The organism is Nocardioides daejeonensis (assembly GCF_003194585.1).
Taxonomy (GTDB): Bacteria; Actinomycetota; Actinomycetes; order Propionibacteriales; family Nocardioidaceae; genus Nocardioides; species Nocardioides daejeonensis.
On sequence record NZ_QHKZ01000004.1, the window covers coordinates 467,463 to 485,524 of the forward strand.

Sequence of the window (18,062 nt, forward strand, 5' to 3'; positions counted from 1 at the left end):
TGCGAGCAAGGAAGAGGCGGGTTGTTCCGCACCGTGGGCGTTGAGGCCGATCAATTAGGCTGACCCCCGTGTCGAGCCCAGGTTGGTACCCCGATCCGTCCGGTCAGCCGAACTCGTTCCGTTTCTGGGACGGTCAGGCGTGGAGTCAGCAGACGACCGACAACCCCTATGCGCCCCCGCCCGGCGGCTGGCCGCCGGTGCAGCCCCCGGCTCCGCCGCAGCAGCAGGGCATCGACCCGGGCGCGACGCAGATGGCGCCGCAGCCGCCGGCTCAGCCCGAGCAGCCCGCTCAGCCTGGGGTGTGGGAGCAGCAGCCCGCCGCCGAGCAATGGGGCGATCAGCCTGCCGCGCAGCAGTGGGGTGAACAGCAGCCCGAGCAGCCCGCACAGCAGTGGGGGGCGACCGCCGGGGCCGGCGAGCAGTGGCAGCAGGCCGGGGCCGGCCAGCAGCAGTGGGGCGAGCAGCAGACCAGCCAGTTCGCGGCGACGCCTGCCGCGGGCGGCGCCGGTGGCTGGGGCGGCGGTGACCAGTGGTCGGGCGGTGGCCAACAGGAGTGGTCTCCCATGCCCGGCGACGGCGGCAACGGCGGCTCCAAGAAGGGCCTGTGGATCGTGCTGGCCGGAGTGCTCGTCATCTTGCTGATCATCGGGGGCATCTTCGGCGCGATGGCGTTGACCGGCGACGACAAGGACGACAAGAAGGCGGACGACGCCTCGACCTCCGAGCCGACCGACGAGCCGACGGACCAGCCCACCGACGACCCGACCGATCAGCCCACCGAGACCGACGAGCCGACGGACCAGCCGACCGAGACGGACGAGCCGGACGACGTCCTGCCCACGGCTCCGGTCGCCGGCTTCTGCACCAGCGGCGACCCGACCTCGCGTGAGTCCTACCCCGAGGACGGGAGGCTCTACGGCGGTGGTCTCTCCAGCCCGCAGATCAAGGGATACGGCCCGCCGCCCTTCCCTGTCGCCGAGGCCTACACGTTCGCCGAGGACCTCGGGACGGTCTATCGCGAGGTGCAGAAGGACAAGTGGATGTCGGTCCAGGCGCTCGGCGCCATCGAGAAGGAGGACGCGGGCTCCGACCTCGAGGCCGCCGCCCAAGCGGTCATCGAGTGCATGGCCAACTCGCCCGACTTCTACCAGAACATGAGCGGAACCAAGGAGCTGGCGAACGAGGCGGTCCAGGTGGACGGCCACGACGCGTGGCGAGTGCGCTGGGAGATCAGGGTCGACGACCCGAGCGTCAAGGCCGGCGGTGACGTGGCCGAGGTCGTCGTGGTCGACACCGGCAACGACGACGACTACGGCCTCTACGCAGGCGTTGCTCCGCTCGACGACGCGAAGCTGGTCAAGCGGATGGACGAGGTCGTCCAGGGGCTGAGCGTGGCGCCGTCTCCGTAAGATCCCGCTCACTGCGTTGAGTTCGCGTGTGGCCGTCGGGCGCCCCTCGGGGTGATTCCGGCGGCCACGCCGTCATGATGGAGTGAGGCTCGAGGCGAAGGAGGACCGGTGACGACGTTCACGGCGTACCCGGCGGCCAACTACGCATCCCTTGAGCCCGCCGCGCTACCGTGTCGGCCGGGAACATGTCCCGAACCGCCCCAATCCGGGCACCCAGCAGGAAGTGAAGTGAGTCCGTGGCACACAAGTTGGTGATCGTCGAGTCCCCGGCCAAGGCCCGCACCATCGCGGGTTACCTCGGCAAGGGGTACGTCGTCGAGTCCTCCATCGGCCACATCCGCGACCTGCCCAACAACGCCGCCGACACCCCGGCGAAGATCAAGGACAAGCCGTGGGGGCGGCTCGCTGTCGACACCGACCACGACTTCGAGCCCTACTACGTCGTCCCGCGCGACAAGAAGTCGCACATCAGCAAGTTGAAGGGCCTGCTCAAGGAGGCGGACGAGCTCTATCTCGCCACCGATGAGGACCGCGAGGGCGAGGCCATCGCCTGGCACCTTCTCGACGAGCTGAAGCCGAAGAACATCCCGGTGCACCGGATGGTCTTCCACGAGATCACGAAGCCCGCTATCCAGGCCGCGGTGGAGAACCCGCGCGAGCTCGACATGGATCTGGTCGAGGCTCAGGAGACTCGACGCATCCTCGACCGGCTCTACGGCTACGAGGTCTCGCCCGTGCTGTGGCGCAAGGTGATGAGCGGTCTCTCCGCGGGCCGCGTGCAGTCGGTGGCCACCCGCCTGGTCGTCGACCGTGAGCGGGAGCGGATGGCCTTCAGGCAGGCCTCCTACTGGGACTTGGAGGGCTCGTTCGACGCCGGTGCGGAGAAGGAGAGCCGGATCTTCCCGGCCAAGCTGCACAGCATCGACGACGTGGCGGTCGCGCGCGGCAACCACTTCGGCCAGGACGGCGAGCTCAAGGCCAGCGCCCGCGGCAAGGTCGTCCACCTGGACCGCACCCGTGCCGAGGCACTCGTCGCAGCACTCGAGGCGACGACCTACGACGTCCGTTCGGTGGAGTCCAAGCCCTACAAGCGATCGCCGTACGCCCCGTTCCGTACGACGACCCTCCAGCAGGAGGCCAGCCGCAAGCTCGGGATGAGCTCGTCGGTGACCATGTCGGTTGCCCAGCGGCTCTACGAGAACGGCTTCATCACCTACATGCGTACCGACTCCACCACGCTCTCGAGCGCGGCGATCGGCGCGGCGCGCGATCAGGTGCGCGAACTCTTCGGCGCCGAGTATCTGCCGGACAAGCCACGGGTCTACGCCTCGAAGGTCAAGAACGCCCAGGAGGCGCACGAGGCGATCCGGCCGGCCGGCGACTCCTTCCGCACGCCGGCGCAGACCGGCCTGACCGGCGACCAGTTCCGCCTCTACGAGCTGATCTGGATGCGCACCGTGGCCTCGCAGATGAAGGACGCTCAGGGGCAGTCCGTCTCGATCCGGCTCGGTGGACGTGCGGCCAGTGGCGAAGACGTCGTGTTCGCGGCTTCCGGTCGCGTGATCACCTTCCACGGCTTCTTGAAGGCCTACGTGGAGGGCACGGACGACAACGCGGCCAGCGACGACCAGGAGTCGCGCCTGCCCAACCTCGCCGAGGGGGATCGGGTCACCGCTGCCTCGCTGCAGGCCAGTGGTCACGAGACCAAGCCGCCCGCCCGCTACACCGAAGCGACGCTGATCAAGGAGCTGGAGGACCGAGAGATCGGCCGCCCGTCGACGTACGCCTCGATCATCGGCACGATCCTCAACCGCGGCTACGTCTACAAGAAGGGCACCGCACTGGTGCCGGCTTGGATCGCGTTCTCGGTCATCCGGCTGCTTGAGGAGCACTTCAAACGGCTCGTCTCCTACGAGTTCACCGCTGGCATGGAGGACGTGCTCGACGACATCGCGGCTGGACGTCGCGACCGGGTCACTGAGCTGGGCGAGTTCTACTTCGGCTCCGACAAGGTGCAGGGGCTGCAGCCGCTGGTCACCGGGCTCGGCGAGATCGACGCCAAGGAGCTGGCAACCTTCCCGATCGGTGGCTCCGAGACCGGGATCGCGCTGCGAGTCGGACGCTACGGCCCCTACGTGGAGGGCCCGGGCGACGACGGCGCGCCGGCCGGCAAGCGGGCCAACGTGCCCGATGACCTGCCGCCGGACGAGCTGACGCTGGAGAAGGCGAAGGAGCTCCTGGAGAACCCTGCCGGTGAGGAGATCGATCTCGGCACGCACCCCGAGACGGGACTGCGGATCGTGGCGAAGAACGGCCGTTTCGGCCCCTACGTGACCGAGGAGCTTCCCGAGGACGCCAAGAAGGGCTCCAAGCCGCGCACCGGCTCGCTCTTCAAGTCGATGTCGCTCGACACCGTCACCCTCGACCAGGCGGTCCAGCTGCTGTCGCTCCCCCGCGTGGTCGGTGCGGATGCCGAAGGCGTGGAGATCACCGCGCAGAACGGGCGCTACGGCCCCTACCTCAAGAAGGGCACCGACTCACGCTCGCTGGCCAGTGAGGAGCAGCTCTTCTCGATCACGCTCGACGACGCGCTCGCCATCTACGCCCAACCCAAGCAGCGCGGCCGTGCTGCCGCCGCAGCCCCGCTCAAGGAGCTCGGCAACGACCCGGTCTCCGGACAGCCGGTCGTGGTCAAGGCCGGCCGCTTCGGCGAGTACGTCACCGACGGCGAGTACAACGCCACGCTGCGCAAGGACGACTCCGTGGAGGCCATCACCCTCGAACGCGCCGCCGAGCTCCTCGCCGAACGCCGTGCCAAGGGCCCCGCGAAGAAGGCCGCCAAGCGAGGCGCCAAGAAGACTTCCGCCAAGAAGACCCCCGCGAAGAAGGCCACCGCCAAGAAGAGCGCCGCGAAGAAGACCGCGAAGAAGGCCTGACCCCTTCGTCTCACCCGCCACCTGTTTCCCCGGGCGGGGAACTTGGCATAGGGCAGTCGAAGGTTCGGGGGCGGCCACTAGGGTTCATTCCGTGATCGAGACGCCTGCACTGTTGACCGCGACCGGGGTCTTCGTCTGCTTCGAAGGGGGCGAGGGCGGGGGCAAATCGACGCAGGCTCGGCTCTTGCACGACTGGCTGGTCGAGGAGGGCTATGCGGCGGTGCTGACCCGGCAGCCGGGGGGCACCGAGGTCGGGCAGCGGGTCCGGGAGATCGTGCTGAGCCCGGAGACGGGTGAGCTGGCGCATCGCACCGAGGCGCTGCTCTATGCCGCCGACAAGGCGGAGCATGTCGAGACGGTGGTGAGGCCGGCACTCGATCGGGGTGCCGTGGTGATCACCGACCGTTACGTCGACTCCGCGATCGCCTATCAGGGCTCCGGCCGTGACCTCGTCGCCGCAGAGGTGACCGCCGTCAATCGGTGGGCGACCAGTGGCTTGATCCCGCACCTGACCGTGGTGCTCGACCTGGAGCCGGAGCAGGGGCTCGGCCGGTTCGCGGAGCGCGATCGGATCGAGTCGGAGTCCGCCGAGTTCCATCAACGGGTCCGGCAGGCGTTCCTCGATCTCGCTGCCGCTGATCCGCCGCACTACCTCGTGCTCGATGCCCGGGGGACGCGGGAAGACGTCGCCACCGCCGTACGCGATGCGGTGCGTCCGCTGCTGGAGCGCGCCGTACGTCGGGAGGCGACGGAGGGAGCACAGCCGTGAGCACCGAGCCGGGCGGTGTCTGGGGCACCTTGGTCGGCCAGCGGCCGGTGATCGAGACGCTGCGCCAGGTCGCCGCCGGGCAGGGGATGAGCCATGCCTTCCTGTTCGTCGGTCCGCCGGGCTCCGGGCGCTCGAACGCCGCCGTGGCGCTGGCTGCCGCGCTGCAGTGCGAGCAGCAGGGCTGTGGCAGCTGCCACTCGTGTACGACGGTGCTGGCCGGCTCCCATGCAGACGTCGCTGTGATCCGCACCCAGAAGCTCTCCATCGGTGTCGACGAGGTGCGCGAGCTGGTGCGTTCCGCCGCCCTGGCGCCGGCCGGCCAGCGCTGGCAGATCCTGATCGTCGAAGACGCCGACCGACTCACCGACCAGGCGTGCAACGCCTTGCTGAAGTCGATCGAGGAGCCGAGCGCTCGTACGGTCTGGATCCTGTGCGCGCCGACCGTCGAAGACGTGCTGCAGACGATCCGGTCCCGGTGTCGGCTGATCAGTCTCGCGACGCCGTCGACCAGCGACGTGGCGGCGTTCCTGGCCCGGACGGAGAGCGTGCCCGAGGATCTGGCGAGGTACGCCGCCCGCGCCAGCCAGGGTCATATCGGCCGGGCCCGGGCACTCGCCCGCGACGAGGCGACCCGCAACCGGCGGCGAGAGGTGATCGGCTGGCCGGTGCGGCTCACCGGTCTCGGTCCGTGCATGACTGCTGCCGGCAACCTTCACGAGCGGGCGAAGGAGGAGGCCGAGGCGATCACGCAGGAGCTCGACACGCGGGAGAAGGCCGACCTGGACTCGTCGTTCGGCGTGGTCGACCGAGGCCGCCGCCCTCGTGAGTACGGTCCGGCCCTGACCGCCCTGGAGAAGGCACAACGCACCCGTGCGAAGCGGCGCGTGCTCGACGTCGTCGACCGTTCGCTGATGGATCTGGTCTCCGTCTATCGCGACGCGCTGCTGCTCGCCTCCGGCTCCGGGGTGGAGCTGGTCAACGAGGAGCTGCGCGGCGACCTGGCGCGCCTGGTGCGGGTGACCACGCCGGAGAGCAACCTGGCCCGCATCGAGGCGATCTTCACCGCTCGGGAGCAGATGCTGGAGTTCAACGTGCCGGCCGCGCTGGCGCTGGAGTCGATGATGGTGTCGCTGCGCCTCCCGGAGGGGAGCCGCCCGTGAGGCGGACGGTGGCGCTGATCGCCGTCGTCGGGCTGCTGCTGGTCGGCCTGGGGGCCACCGCACTGTCGATCCTCGCCGCCCGCGACGACGGGGACGCGCCGAACACCGAGCGTCGCAGCCGCCCACCCGACCCCGCAGCCCGGGTGGCGCCGGCGCCCGGCCTGCAGCCCTTCTACGACCAGGTGCTGGAGTGGACGGAGTGTGGCAATCGCGAGTGCGCTCGGGTCCAGGTGCCGCTCGACTATGCGAAGCCGAATGGTGCCCGGATCGAGCTCAAGCTGCTGCGCGTGCCGGCGCTCGACCAAGCGGGCCGGGTCGGCTCGCTGGTGGTCAACCCCGGCGGCCCCGGTGCGCCGGGCACGACCTACGCCGACCAGGCGGCGTACGCCTTCGGCGCCCCGCTCTTGCAGCGGTTCGACATCGTCGGCTTCGACCCTCGCGGCACCGGGCAGAGCAGCCCGATCGACTGCCTGAGCGACGCCGATCTCGACGCCTTCCTCGCCTCCGATCCGGTCCCCGACACCCCGGCTGAGGTCGCGGAGGTGCAGGAGTGGAGCCGACGACTCGGCGAAGGGTGCGTGAAGCTCTCCGGCGCCCTGGCCGGGCATGTCTCGACAGTTGAGGCGGCGCGCGATCTCGATGTCATCCGCGCGGTGCTCGATGAGCGCACGCTCACCTATTTCGGCGCCTCCTACGGCACCAAGCTCGGCGCCACCTACGCCGACCTCTACCCGTCGACCTCCGGCCGACTGGTGCTCGACGGGGCGATCGACACCAACCTCGACTCGCGACAGCTCAGCCTCGGCCAGGCCCGCGGGTTCCAGCGCGCCATCGATGCGTACGCCGACCACTGCGTTGCCGAGGGCGACTGTTACCTGGGGGCCGATCGCGAGGCCGCGCTCGAGCGGATCACCGACTTCCTCGACCAGGTCGACGCGAAGCCGCTCACCGTCGGTGAGCGAGAGCTGACGACTGGCAGCGCCTTCTACGGCATCGTGCTTCCGCTCTACAACGAGGGCTACTGGAGCATGCTCGACAATGCGCTCGGCGCGGCGCTCGAGGGCGACGGCGCGGCGCTGCTCCAGCTCTCCGACCTCTACTCCTCCCGGGTCGGCGACACCTACACCGACAACTCGGCCGAGGCGATCTGGGCGATCAACTGCCTCGACGACCCGAGCGCCGTCCCCGTACGGCGTATCCCCGGCCAGCTTGCGGCCTTCCGCAAGGCGTCACCCACGTTCGGTGACGTCTTCGCGTGGGGGCTGGCGGCGTGCGCGGGGATCCAGGTGGAGGCCTCCGAGCAGCGCGGTCCGCTGACCGCCGCCGGTGCCGCCCCGCTGCTCGTCATCGGCACGACGCGTGATCCTGCGACGCCGTACGAATGGGCCCAGGCTCTGGCCGAGCAGTTGAGGCCGGCGGTCTTGGTCAGCCGAGACGGAGACGGTCACACCGGGTATCACCAGGGCGACGCCTGCGTCGACGAGGTGGTCGAGGCATATCTGGTCGAGGGCGTGGTGCCCGACGGTCCGGTGGACTGCCCGACTGCCTAGGGGAGCCGCGACGCCGGCGGCTCAGGGGCATCTCGGGGAAGATCCCGAGAAGGGCGCGGGCGGCACCCGATGGTCGGCATACCCTGGAGACGGTTGGCTGATGCAGGTACGCCAACTCGGGTGAGGGGACGACTGTGACCACCATCGCATCATCGGGGCCGGCCGGGCCGACGCCCCGGTCGGAGGGCGCCAGCCCGCAGCTCCGCAACCTGCTCGCCCAGGTCGCGCTCGTCGCGGTCGCAGTGCTGGTCTACTTCGGGGTCCGCCACCTCACCGAGGGCGGTCTGAGCGCTGCGACCCGCAACGCCCACCGCGTGCTCGAGGTCGAGTCGTGGTTGGGACTGCGCCACGAAGCCTGGTTCCAAGCGCAGGTCATCGGCGACCCGACGCTGGCGCGGCTGGCGAACTGGGTCTACATCTTCGGGCACTGGCCGGTGATCGTCGGGGTCCTCGGCTGGCTCGCCTGGCGTCGTCCGGACCGCTTCCTGATCTACCGCAACGCGCTGCTGCTCTCGGGCCTGGTCGGCATGGTCATCTTCGCGTCGTTCCCGGTCTGTCCGCCGCGGCTCCTCGACATCGGCCTGGTCGATACGGTCACGGAGCAGAGCAGCGCCTACCGGGTCTTCCAGCCACCGTCGCTGGTCAACCAGTACGCCGCAATGCCGAGCTTCCATGCCGGTTGGGACCTGCTCATGGGGATCGCGCTGGTGGTCGAGTCGCGCCGCCTCTGGGTGCGGGTGCTGGGCGCGCTCCTGCCGGTGGCGATGTTCCTCAGCGTCGTCGTCACCGCCAACCACTACCTGCTCGACCCGCTAGTGGGTGCTGCCATCGTCCTCGCCGCGTTGTGGGCCGCGCATCGACTGCATGCCCGGCGCCTTCGCGACTCACGGAACCACCTCGAGCGTCCCGTAGGCACCACGCTCGGCGTCGACCATGACGTGGTTGACCAGCCGATAGCTGCCCGGCTCGTCGAGCCGCAACTCCACGAAGCCGCCCTGCGCCGGTAGCAGCGCGAGGGCCTGGGCGCCGCCCGAGGAAGCAGGCGCCGCAGGATCGCCGAGCAGCCATCGCCCCTCGGCGTACGTCGCGTCGAACTGGCCGCCGACGACGTGGAAGGAGAGCGGCCGGCCCGGTCCTGCGTTGAGCAGCCAGATCCGCACGCGCTCACCGGCGCGTACGCGGAGGGGTCGGTGAGCGTAGCCGTCGGCATAGCCGTTGAAGACCACCGCGTCGGGCTGCTCGGCGTTGATCTTGTCCATGTCGGCCCCGTCCTCGCCGTAGTAGTGCTCGGACTGCACGAGGAGGAACGAGCGATCGACCTCGGGCAGGTCGGGTGGGTCGATGACGACAGCACCGAAGAGTCCCGCAGCGATATGTGCGCTCATCGGCATCGTCGAGCAGTGGTACATCCAGATACCCGCGCGCTCGGCAGTGAACCGGTAGGTCAGCGACTCACCCGGCGGAATCGTCCGCATCACCTCGTCGGGGGCCCGTACGCCGGCGTGGAAGTCGATCGAGTGCCCCATTGTGCCGTCGTTGACGAAGGTGACGACGAAGATGTCGCCGACTTTGCCGTGGAGGGTCGGGCCGGGGACGGTGCCGTTGTAGGTCCAGCGGCGTTGGACCACGCCGGGCGCTACCTCGGCCTCTTGCTCGGTTGCCCGGATCGTGTAGCGGTGCACCCGGCCGGGAGCCACCGGAGGAAGGACGGGATCGACGATCGGGGCGTCGGCCGACGGGTCGCCGGTCTTCGGCATCGAGTGATCCGTGGTGTGACCGGGCATCTCGTGCTCGCTCGTCCCCGGTGTCGGGCGTTCCGGCGTGGCCTGCTCGGGCCCGTCGGAACCGGCCCCGACGGCCACGATCTCCAGGACCATCCCCATCTGGCGGTGCCCGACCACCGAGCACCAGCCGTCGAGGTCGCGCCCGACCACTCCCACCTCGATCGTTGCCTCGTCGCCGGGCGCGAGTCGCCCGCTGTCGTGGCCGGTCTCCAGCACCAGGTCGTGTACGTCGGAGTCGTCGGTGTTGACCACGGTGATGACCAGTCGGTCCCCGGCGGGCACCTCGATCCGAGACGGAGTGAAGCGCATGTCTGCCGCTTCGACACGTACCTCGGTCGTGGAGCCGGTCGGCGTGACCCCGCCGGCAGCGGAGGTCACCGGCCCGTCGAGCGCCGACGGATCGACCGCTGCCCCCAGGGCGACAGACAGTACGACGGCGACCAGCCCGACCGCCGCCAGACCGGTGACCTGCCCCGCCGGCCGTTCGAGTGCTTCGAGGGAGGTGTCTGCCTGGCCGCGGTGGCGCCGCCGGATCGCTCGCAGCAGGATCGGGACGAAGCTCGCCAGCCCCACCAGGACCAGCGCGGAGCTCAGCACGCGGACGACGCTCGGCACCGGCAGCACGCACACGAGCAGGCCGGTGTTGACGACGGTGACCCGGAGAGCTCCGCCCGCGTCGAGGTCGCGGTTCATCGCCCGGACCGCGGCCGGCCCGCCACCCATCACGACCGGGACCAGGTAGGAGAGGGCACCGAGCAGCACCTGGGCGACGAAGCCCGCCGCGAGGTAGGGCGTCAGCCACTCGACGGGCCTGCCCAGCGCCGCCCAGGCTGCCGCGTCCGAGGAGCCGCCGTGCAGCGCGCCGGCGATGCCCGCGGCCAGGGCGACCAGCAGGCCGACGAACCAGAGCAGCCCGGCCAGCAACGACCAGGTCGGGTACGACGTCGGCGGCTTCGCGCGTGCGGCGCGGGCCAGGTCGCGCAGGACGACGCCTACCCCGGCTGCGTAGCCGAGCAGCGCCACGACGATGACTTCTGGCCGGTCGACGAGTGCGGCGGCAGCCACGAGGGCGATGCCGGAGAACATCAGCGCGAGCGCCAGGCGTGCGCGTCGCTCGGCGCCGTCCGGGATCCGCGTGCGGAGCATCGTCGGGCCGAGAGTGACGACCGTGCCGATCACCGTCAGCCCGATGAAGCCGAGCAGGTTGAGCCCGATGTGCGTCATCCGCAGGCGAGTCTCGAGCGGCTCGCCGGGGTCGCGGGCGATCCAGGCGCCCAGCACCACGCCGGCCAGGAGCAGGATGCCGGCAGCGATGTAGAAGTGCACGGTGGCCGAGAACCGCGAGGAGAAGCGGGAGCGCAGTCCCAGCGCCAGGCTGATCACGTGCCACGCGACCGCGGCCGCGACCCCTGCCGCACCGGCGGCGACCAGCCACCACCAGCCGGTGGGCACCCCCAGCACGACGCTCAGCACGCCGAGGTTGAAGACCAGCAGCCGTGGTGTCTGCTGTGCCCGCGGCGTGGTGGGCAGGCGTAGCAGTGTGTCGGCGAAGTAGCGGCTCCACACCAGGATCGAGTGCCCGGCCGCGCCCAGCACGAAGAGGTGGATCATCAGCCAGCGGGGCGCGGGTACGAGCGGGTGGAGGGCACTGACCACGACGACGGCGATCATCCACAGCACCCCAGGTAGGTCGCGCAGCGGCCAGAAGCCACGCGTGCCGGTCTCCCGAGTGGGTCCGGGCGACCGGCCGACCGTGAGGTTCATGCGCCGTCTCCGGTGGTCGAGCCGTCTCCGGTGGTCGAGCCTGTCGAGACCCGGCTGTCTCCGGTGGTCGAGCCTGTCGAGACCCCTGCCACCAGCAGGAAGAGCAGCAGCGCCGCTGCGTTGCCTGCACCGCCGAGCCGCCGCGCGAGCTCGCTGCCCACGACGTCGCCGCCGTACAGCCGGAGCAGCAGGGAGGAGTGCAGGAGGGCCCACGGCCACCACATTGCGGGCCGGTAGGGCAGCCGGAGCCGCGTGACCGCAGGCAGGATCGTCGAGGCATGTGCGAAGACCATCGACATCGCGAACCCCAGGAAGACAGCGTGGGCTGCGGCGTCGTAGCCGGCGCCCTCGGTGAGCGGACCGACGACGAGCCAGATCGCTCCGGCGACCAGCAGCCAGACCTGGCCGGCCAGCATGCAGGCAGCGGCGTAGCGGGGAAGACTGCGGCCGTGGACCGTACGGCGCGCCACGTCGTGGATCGCCAGCCACAGGGCGATGCCGATCAGGGCCAGTCCGAGGAGGCGGGCGCCGACCTCGGGCCAGAGCGTCGCGGCAGGAACGGCCAGCGTCAGCGCGAGGCCGAGGAGCGTCACGTCACGCCCGGCGGTCTGCGACATGGCCATCCGGGCGAGCTCGAGGCGCTCTCCGGCGATGGTCAACACCACGTAGCCGACGAACCATACGAGCGCGAAGGACGGGTCGGCTCCACCGAGCCAAAGGACGACTCCGCCGAGCAGACAGGCCGAGCCGACTGCGGAGACAAGGACGGCGTCGTCGCGCTGGCGCTGCCAGAGCGGAATCTGGACGGCGCACTGCAGGATCGCGCCGACCACCAGCAGGCTCTCGCCGAGACGGGGGTCGAGGCCGGTCGGCAGGATGAGAGCAAGCACACCGGCTCCGAGGGCGCCCGGAGCCAGCAGCGCCCAACGGCGGGCCAGTGCCACGGCACGCTCCAGCGAGATGAGCGTGCCCAGGAAGCCGGCGACCATGAGCACGCCGTGCAGCTCGCCGAGGCGGGGCGAGGGGACCGGCGGCCATGCGTCGAGACGGGTCAGTCCGGCGTCGATGCCGACCAGGAGGGCGAGCCCGGCAGGAAGTGCCAGCAGTGCCCGCGGGTGCGGGCGCCGTACGGCCCGGTCACTGTTGCTCACGGCCGGCCAGCTGACAGGTCCAGCCCGGCGTCGTGACGCCCAAGGTGAGCGTGGCGATCACCTCGTCGGCAACCTCGGCCGGCAGCATCTGGTCGCCCGCGGGATAGAGGATCCGCTCCTCCTTGGCGTTGTGCTGTTCGAGCAGGTGGGCCAGCGGCGGCCAGGAGGCGCGGGCGGTTGCGTCGTCGCCGTCGGCCAGGGCGGTCGAGATCAGGTCGAGGAGGTCCCAGATCTCGCCGTGCTCGCGCAGCATCACCAGCACCGGAGCGAGCAGGCCGGCAGCGCGCAGGGCGGGGAAGTGCAGCTCTTCCTCCACATAGATGTGGTGGCGGAGAGCGTCGGCGGCTTCGTGGAACGCCGCGGCATCGATCCGGCCCTCGGGGAGAGAGGCGGCGAACGCCGCGAACCGGTCATCGATGCGGTGGTGGTCGTGCTCCAGCACCCGCCCTGCGGTCTCGGCCATGGCGTCAGCCGGTCACTTCCGGCCGAGGCGCAGGCGCCAGACGTCCGGGCCCTGTTGGAGGTAGCTGATCTCCAGCGCGTCGCCCTCGAGCTGGCCGAGCTGCGCCAGCAGGGGCTTCGGGTCGTGCGGAGCGAGCAGCACCATCGCCGCGCCGGGTCGCACTTGACCGAACGCGCCGATGACGGCTCCGTGGCGGATCTTGTGGGGGATCATGCGGGCGTCGAGCTCGGGGAGACCGTGCTCTTCCTCGCATCCGCAGCCGGAGGTCACCTCGGTGAGGGGCAGTTCCTGCATGTGCTTCCCTTTCTTCGTTGTCCCCCTATTAGAGCACAGGCAAACTGTGCAAAAATAATGGCCAGACGGCAAGGAGGAGCTGTGACGAACGATGAGTCGGTGAGCACCCGAGAGCGGGTGCTCACCGAGATCCGCACGGCGTCGGCTGCGCCCACCGTCGAGGACCTCACGACCGCCCTCGGGCTGCACCGCAACTCCGTACGGGCGCACACCGCCGCGCTCCAGGAGGCCGGCCTGATCGAGCAAGACACCCGGCAGACGGGCGGGCGAGGTCGGCCGCTGACCGTCTACCGGCCCACCCGACGAGGAGCCCGGGCAGGCGGACGCAACTACGAGCTGCTCGCCGAGGTGCTGGTCGACCACCTCGCTCGCACCGAGGATCACCCCGAGCACGCCGCACGGCAGGCCGGCCGCGCCTGGGGCGGTCGGCTGGCTGCCGAGCGGCCCAGCGAGGCAGAGGCGCTGGTGCCTGCGGTCCTCGATGAGCTGGGCTTCGAGCCGCATCACGCCGAGGCCGAGATCGAGCTGCGCAACTGCCCCTTCCGCGAGCTCGTCGACTCCCACCAGGGACTGGTCTGCGCCCTGCATGCGGGGATGCTCGACGGGCTGGCCGAGGAGGCGGGAGCGGTCGCGACCTTGCTTCCCTTCGCCACGCCGACCAGCTGCGCGGTCCGGATCACTCCTTGAGCGACGCCGTACGTGCACCTTCGCCGTCGAGCGAGGCGACGCAGGAGAAGCCGCGCGCGCCGCGGGTGAAGGCGATCTGGTCGGGCGGGATCACCTCGGTACGGAAGGTGGCGTTGCGGTAGCGCGGGTCGTCGCCGAGATAGGCCTGGAGTGCCTCCTTGCCGCAGGTGGCAGCGACCGTCGGGTCCGCGAGCACGTCCTCCTCGTAGGGGGTCGCGATGTCAGCAGCCAGCAGGCCGCTGGCGTAGGTCTCCCAGTTGTGCGCGGTGTCGCAGCTCGCGCTCCGAGCGGTGATCTGGCCGGTGATGTTGGTGATCCCTCCCCAGCAGGTGCCGACGGACGGCGACTGCTCCTCCGCGGTCTCGGCCTGCTCCGATGAGCTGCCCGACGGGGTGGTGGGGGGTTCGCCCGCTCTCGCGGCGGCCGGCTCCTCCGTGCCGATGGCGGCGATCCCGAGGGTGACGCCGGCGCCGACGGTGAGCCCGAGAGCGCAGGCCGCCACCAGGCCCGGCCAGCGACGGCCGCCCGCGCGACGTACCGGCCGTGGCGCGGGCAGGCTGGTGAACGCCGCCTCAGGGCCGCCGAGCACGCGGCCGCCGGTGCCGTGCGGGAGCTGAAGCGCCTTGAGGTCGTCGTACATCTCCCGTGCGGTCGGGTAGCGGTCGGCCGGGTTGTAGGCGCAGGCCCGTGCGATCACCCGCATCAGGTCCGCGCTGCCGGGGATACCGGGGTCGGGCATCGGCTCCGCGAGGCGGGCGATGAGCTCGGGGATCGGGGTCGGTGAGCCGTCCGCGGTACGCCGTGGTGAGACCCGGGAGATCATCGCGTGCAGGGTGGCGCCCATCGACCACACGTCGGAGCGCGGCGTGGGTGGGCGGCTCTCGAACGCCTCCGGCGAGGCGTAGGCGGGCGTCAACGCCTCAAGGGTGACCGAGAGGTCACGGCCGGGTTCCGGCATCGCGGCCAGCCCGAAGTCCGAGAGCCGCGGCGTACCGAATCCGTCGATCAGCACATTCGCCGGTTTGACGTCGCGGTGCACGATCCCCGCCTCATGGGCCGCGGCAAGAGCGCCGCAGACCGCCAGCCCCAGGTCGCGCGCCTCCGCAGCGGTGAGCGGCCCCTGCGCGCGCAGCACGTCGGCCAGGCTGCCGTGCGGGCACAGCTCCATCACCAGGTAGGGCCGCCCGTCGCGGGTCACCCCGACGTCGATCAACGAGACGACATGCGGGTGGCCGCTGATCCTGCTTGCCGCGGTCGCCTCCCGCAGGAACCGCCGCCGGTTCCGCTCGTCCTCGAACGGCCTGCTGTCGATCTTGACCGCCACCTCGCGACCGACCGACACCTGCACCCCTCGGTGCACCACCCCGAACCCGCCACGCCCGATCTCCGGCCCGAGGTCCACGCCCGGCACCAACCCCACCGTCGCCTCGCCACCTACCTGCGCCATCGCCTCCGCGCCCCTTCCCTCGGCCTTCGGCGCACACGATAATCCTCAAGATTCCCCGCCCGGGCGGGGAATCTGTCACTGGTATGCCGTAGCTACGCACACCAGGCGAGCAATAACGTCACAAGGTGTGACGTCTGGGACTGAAGGACCCCGAGGCGAGGTACGCCGCCGCACGCGCGGCCCGGTCAGCCGCCGGTCCTGCTGAGCACGAGCTCGAGGAGTCGCTGACTGACCTCGACCATCTCGGCCTCGGTGTGCCCGCTGCCCTGGATCAGGGTGACGGTGTAGGCGACGCCGCCGACCAGCGCGCCGGCGCTCGCCTGCAGATTCTCCCCGCCGAAGACGGTGCCTGTCGTGACGTATCCGGCGTCGCCCACCGGGATCTCGTGCTCGACCGGGGCGTCCATCGCCGCCTTCGAACCACTCTTCAGCGCGTCGAATCCGCCGTTGCCGGTGTCGACGCTGAGAGCGCCGAGGGCACCGCTGTAGTCGCGCAGGTCGTCCGGCGCGGAGAACTCGCAGTCGTCGAACGGGCCCGCTTCGAGCTCGACGGTGAGGCCGAGGATTCCCCCGACATCCTCGGCCGTCACCAGATCGCAGAGCACCGGGAGTTCCACCTGGTCGCTGCCCGGTGCGGTGCCGGCGTTGTTGTCGTTGCCGGTGTCCTGGGTCTGCTGGTTGGAGGAGCTCGAGGAGTCGGAGGAGTCGCTGTCGCAGCCCGCCAGGAGCAGGAGCAGGACGGTGGCGCTGGCGGCCAGGGCAGCAGGGGTACGACGCATGGCGCCTCCTCGGGCGGTGTCGGTGCTGCACGGATCATCCAGCCCGTCGGGTGCCGCGCGGGAGTAGGGATTGCGCGTAATCACGGACTCGAACATTCCGCTCCGTGAGCCGCCATCTGCCAGCGAACTGCTCAATTAGGATTTCTCGCGTGGACCGTCTGAGGCTGGTGGGCAAGGTCCTCGACCTCCTGGCCGAGGGGCGGATTCCGGCTGCCCGAGACGCTGCCGAGCGTGCGAGACAAGCCGACCCGTCCGCAGCGGACAGCCTCCTCGCGGTCGCCTCCTTTTGGACGGGCGACTTCGACTCCGCCTTCGTTGCGGCGACCCGCGCGGTCGGGGCGGCCGACGACGAGGAGGCCCGCGCCCTCGCGCTTGTCGCCACCGCACTGGCCTGCTCGGGACTTGCGGATCGACGTACGCCGGACGATCCGGTGACCGCGGCGGTGGATGCCGTCCTGGCATGCTCCGACGACACTCCTTGGTGGGCGCTCATGCGCTATCTCGCGACCGAGGCCGCCCTGGTCTCCGCGCGACTCGACGAGGCAGCCCGTGTCCAGGGTCCGTGGCGACACCCTGCGGAGGTCTGGGCGGATCGCCCGAGCGCGGTGCTGATGGCTGCCTGCTGGGTGCGGCTGGCGGCCTTCCGCGGCCGGATCGCCGACGCGACCGACCTGCTTCCCGGAATGCACGCAGCCGGCGCAGGCAACCGCCTGGAGACGGTCGCCGAGGCAGTCGACTGTCTCGTCCTGGGCAACGCGGACCACCCCGACGCGATGGCGGGGCGTGATCGGGTGCTCGCCGCGCTGCCGGAGCATCCGTCGGACTGGGTGGACCGGGGCGTCCTGCTCCTGCTGGCTTTCGGGGCGATCGCGACCGGCGACCCCACTGCCGCCGCCGGGCTGGTGTTCCGCGCCGGCGGCGACGAGGCTCTGACGCGCTGCACGCTGATCGATCGTGGACTGGGCCTGGAACTCCTGCTGGTCGCCGCACTCCTGGAGGAGGACGAGCCCGCCGCAGCCGTGTGGGCTGCGCACCTGGCGGAGCTCGTGGACACACGGATCGTCGGCCCCACCGCGGACCGGGCGCTCAGTCGCTTCGCTCTCGCCCGGGGCGCCGTCGACGAAGCCATCGAACGAGCCGAGCGCAGCATCCGACACTGCCGGGCGCAGGACCGCGTGGTCGAGGCGGCCGAAGGCGAGATCGTCCTGGCCCGCGCCCGCATCGCCCGCCACGACGTAGCCGCAGCGACCAAGAGCCTGCGTGCCGTGGTGGCGGCTGCGGACGGTGCCGGTCATGTCGCCGTACGACGGTCGGCGTCGGAGACGCTGGGAGCGGTACGCCGCCGCCTGCCTCCGGTCGCCGGCGGCGGGTGGGCGGTGCTCTCGGCGCGCGAGGCGGAGGTAGCCCGGCAGATCCTCGCCGGTGCCGACCTCGGGTCGATCGCGGAGTCACTCTTCCTCTCGCCGCACACCGTGCGCACCCATGCGTCGAGGGTGCTGTGTGCTTTCGGTGCGCCGACCCGGATCGGGTTGCTCGCCGTCGCTGGCCCCGGGCCTGGGGAAGCGTCGATGATGCCCCCGGCCCCGCTGAGCGCGCGCCAAGATCAGGTGGCCGCCCTGATCGCGCAGGGGCGCTCCAACGCCCAGGTCGCCACCGAGTTGGAGATCAGCGTCAAGGCGGTCGAGAAGCACATCGGCGACATCCGGGTGCGTTGGCAGGCAACGTCGCGCTTCGACGTCGCACGGCTCTGGTGGGCCACGCGGGCGGCGAGCCCCTGACGACGGCGCCCTCCTGCGACGAGCACCTAGGGGGCGACGAGTCGCCCGTGGTCGCCTTCGGTGCTCGGCTTGGTTGGGGGCATGGGCATGG

Annotated in this window: 13 protein-coding genes and 1 pseudogene; 8 read left to right on the plus strand and 6 right to left on the minus strand. The window is 70.8% G+C overall.

What is annotated here, in order from left to right:
• Positions 1-68 precede the first annotated feature (68 nt).
• From DNK54_RS21720 to DNK54_RS21510, 6 genes and pseudogenes are all read left to right on the plus strand, one after another.
• A complete protein-coding gene (locus DNK54_RS21720) occupies positions 69-1,409 on the plus strand; it encodes a DUF2510 domain-containing protein (RefSeq protein ID WP_275426267.1) in 1,341 nt (446 codons plus the stop codon).
• Positions 1,410-1,645: 236 nt separating this feature from the next.
• A complete protein-coding gene (gene topA / locus DNK54_RS13370; protein ID WP_110207442.1) occupies positions 1,646-4,345 on the plus strand; it encodes a type I DNA topoisomerase in 2,700 nt (899 codons plus the stop codon).
• 94 nt (positions 4,346-4,439) lie between these two features.
• A complete protein-coding gene (gene tmk / locus DNK54_RS13375) occupies positions 4,440-5,114 on the plus strand; it encodes a dTMP kinase (protein WP_110207538.1) in 675 nt (224 codons plus the stop codon).
• On the plus strand, positions 5,111-6,274 hold the full coding sequence (locus DNK54_RS13380) for a DNA polymerase III subunit delta' (protein WP_110207443.1): 1,164 nt from the start codon (positions 5,111-5,113) through the stop codon (positions 6,272-6,274). The genes tmk and DNK54_RS13380 overlap by 4 nt, the downstream gene beginning before the upstream one ends.
• Positions 6,271-7,824 (plus strand): alpha/beta hydrolase, encoded by a 1,554-nt coding sequence (locus DNK54_RS13385; protein ID WP_110207444.1) that lies wholly within the window; start codon positions 6,271-6,273, stop codon positions 7,822-7,824. The genes DNK54_RS13380 and DNK54_RS13385 overlap by 4 nt, the downstream gene beginning before the upstream one ends.
• A 314-nt stretch (positions 7,825-8,138) precedes the next feature.
• Positions 8,139-8,660: pseudogene (locus tag DNK54_RS21510) on the plus strand (phosphatase PAP2 family protein); the annotation flags it as partial.
• 48 nt (positions 8,661-8,708) lie between these two features.
• Here DNK54_RS21510 and DNK54_RS13395 read toward each other — a convergent pair.
• The 4 genes from DNK54_RS13395 to DNK54_RS13410 are packed head-to-tail and all read right to left on the minus strand — an operon-like array spanning position 8,709 to position 13,280.
• Positions 8,709-11,372, minus strand: coding sequence for a multicopper oxidase domain-containing protein (locus DNK54_RS13395; protein WP_110207446.1), 2,664 nt, complete (start codon positions 11,370-11,372; stop codon positions 8,709-8,711).
• Positions 11,369-12,523, minus strand: a complete 1,155-nt coding sequence (locus DNK54_RS13400) for a hypothetical protein (RefSeq protein ID WP_204164589.1) — start codon at positions 12,521-12,523, stop codon at positions 11,369-11,371. The genes DNK54_RS13395 and DNK54_RS13400 overlap by 4 nt, the downstream gene beginning before the upstream one ends.
• Entirely contained in the window at positions 12,510-12,986 is a 477-nt protein-coding gene (locus DNK54_RS13405) for a hemerythrin domain-containing protein (protein ID WP_110207447.1), read from the minus strand. Before DNK54_RS13405 ends, DNK54_RS13400 begins: the two co-directional genes overlap by 14 nt.
• A 12-nt stretch (positions 12,987-12,998) precedes the next feature.
• Positions 12,999-13,280 carry a DUF2249 domain-containing protein gene (locus DNK54_RS13410; RefSeq protein ID WP_110207448.1) on the minus strand — a complete coding sequence of 94 codons (282 nt, stop codon included), beginning with the start codon at positions 13,278-13,280 and terminating at the stop codon, positions 12,999-13,001.
• An 81-nt stretch (positions 13,281-13,361) separates the two neighbouring features.
• On the opposite strand from DNK54_RS13410, the gene DNK54_RS13415 reads away from it, so the two are divergent.
• A complete protein-coding gene (locus tag DNK54_RS13415; protein WP_110207449.1) occupies positions 13,362-13,967 on the plus strand; it encodes a helix-turn-helix transcriptional regulator in 606 nt (201 codons plus the stop codon).
• On the opposite strand, the gene DNK54_RS13420 is transcribed toward DNK54_RS13415, so the two are convergent.
• Positions 13,957-15,414, minus strand: coding sequence for a serine/threonine-protein kinase (locus DNK54_RS13420; protein WP_110207450.1), 1,458 nt, complete (start codon positions 15,412-15,414; stop codon positions 13,957-13,959). The two genes, DNK54_RS13415 and DNK54_RS13420, sit on opposite strands and share 11 nt — an antisense overlap.
• Positions 15,415-15,599: 185 nt before the next feature.
• Positions 15,600-16,193 carry a hypothetical protein gene (locus DNK54_RS13425; protein ID WP_162602454.1) on the minus strand — a complete coding sequence of 198 codons (594 nt, stop codon included), beginning with the start codon at positions 16,191-16,193 and terminating at the stop codon, positions 15,600-15,602.
• Between the two features lie 149 nt (positions 16,194-16,342).
• Here DNK54_RS13425 and DNK54_RS13430 point away from each other — a divergent pair, with 149 nt between their 5' ends.
• Positions 16,343-17,971: a helix-turn-helix domain-containing protein gene (locus DNK54_RS13430; RefSeq protein ID WP_110207452.1), complete on the plus strand. Its 1,629-nt coding sequence runs from the start codon at positions 16,343-16,345 to the stop codon at positions 17,969-17,971.
• Positions 17,972-18,062: the final 91 nt, after the last annotated feature.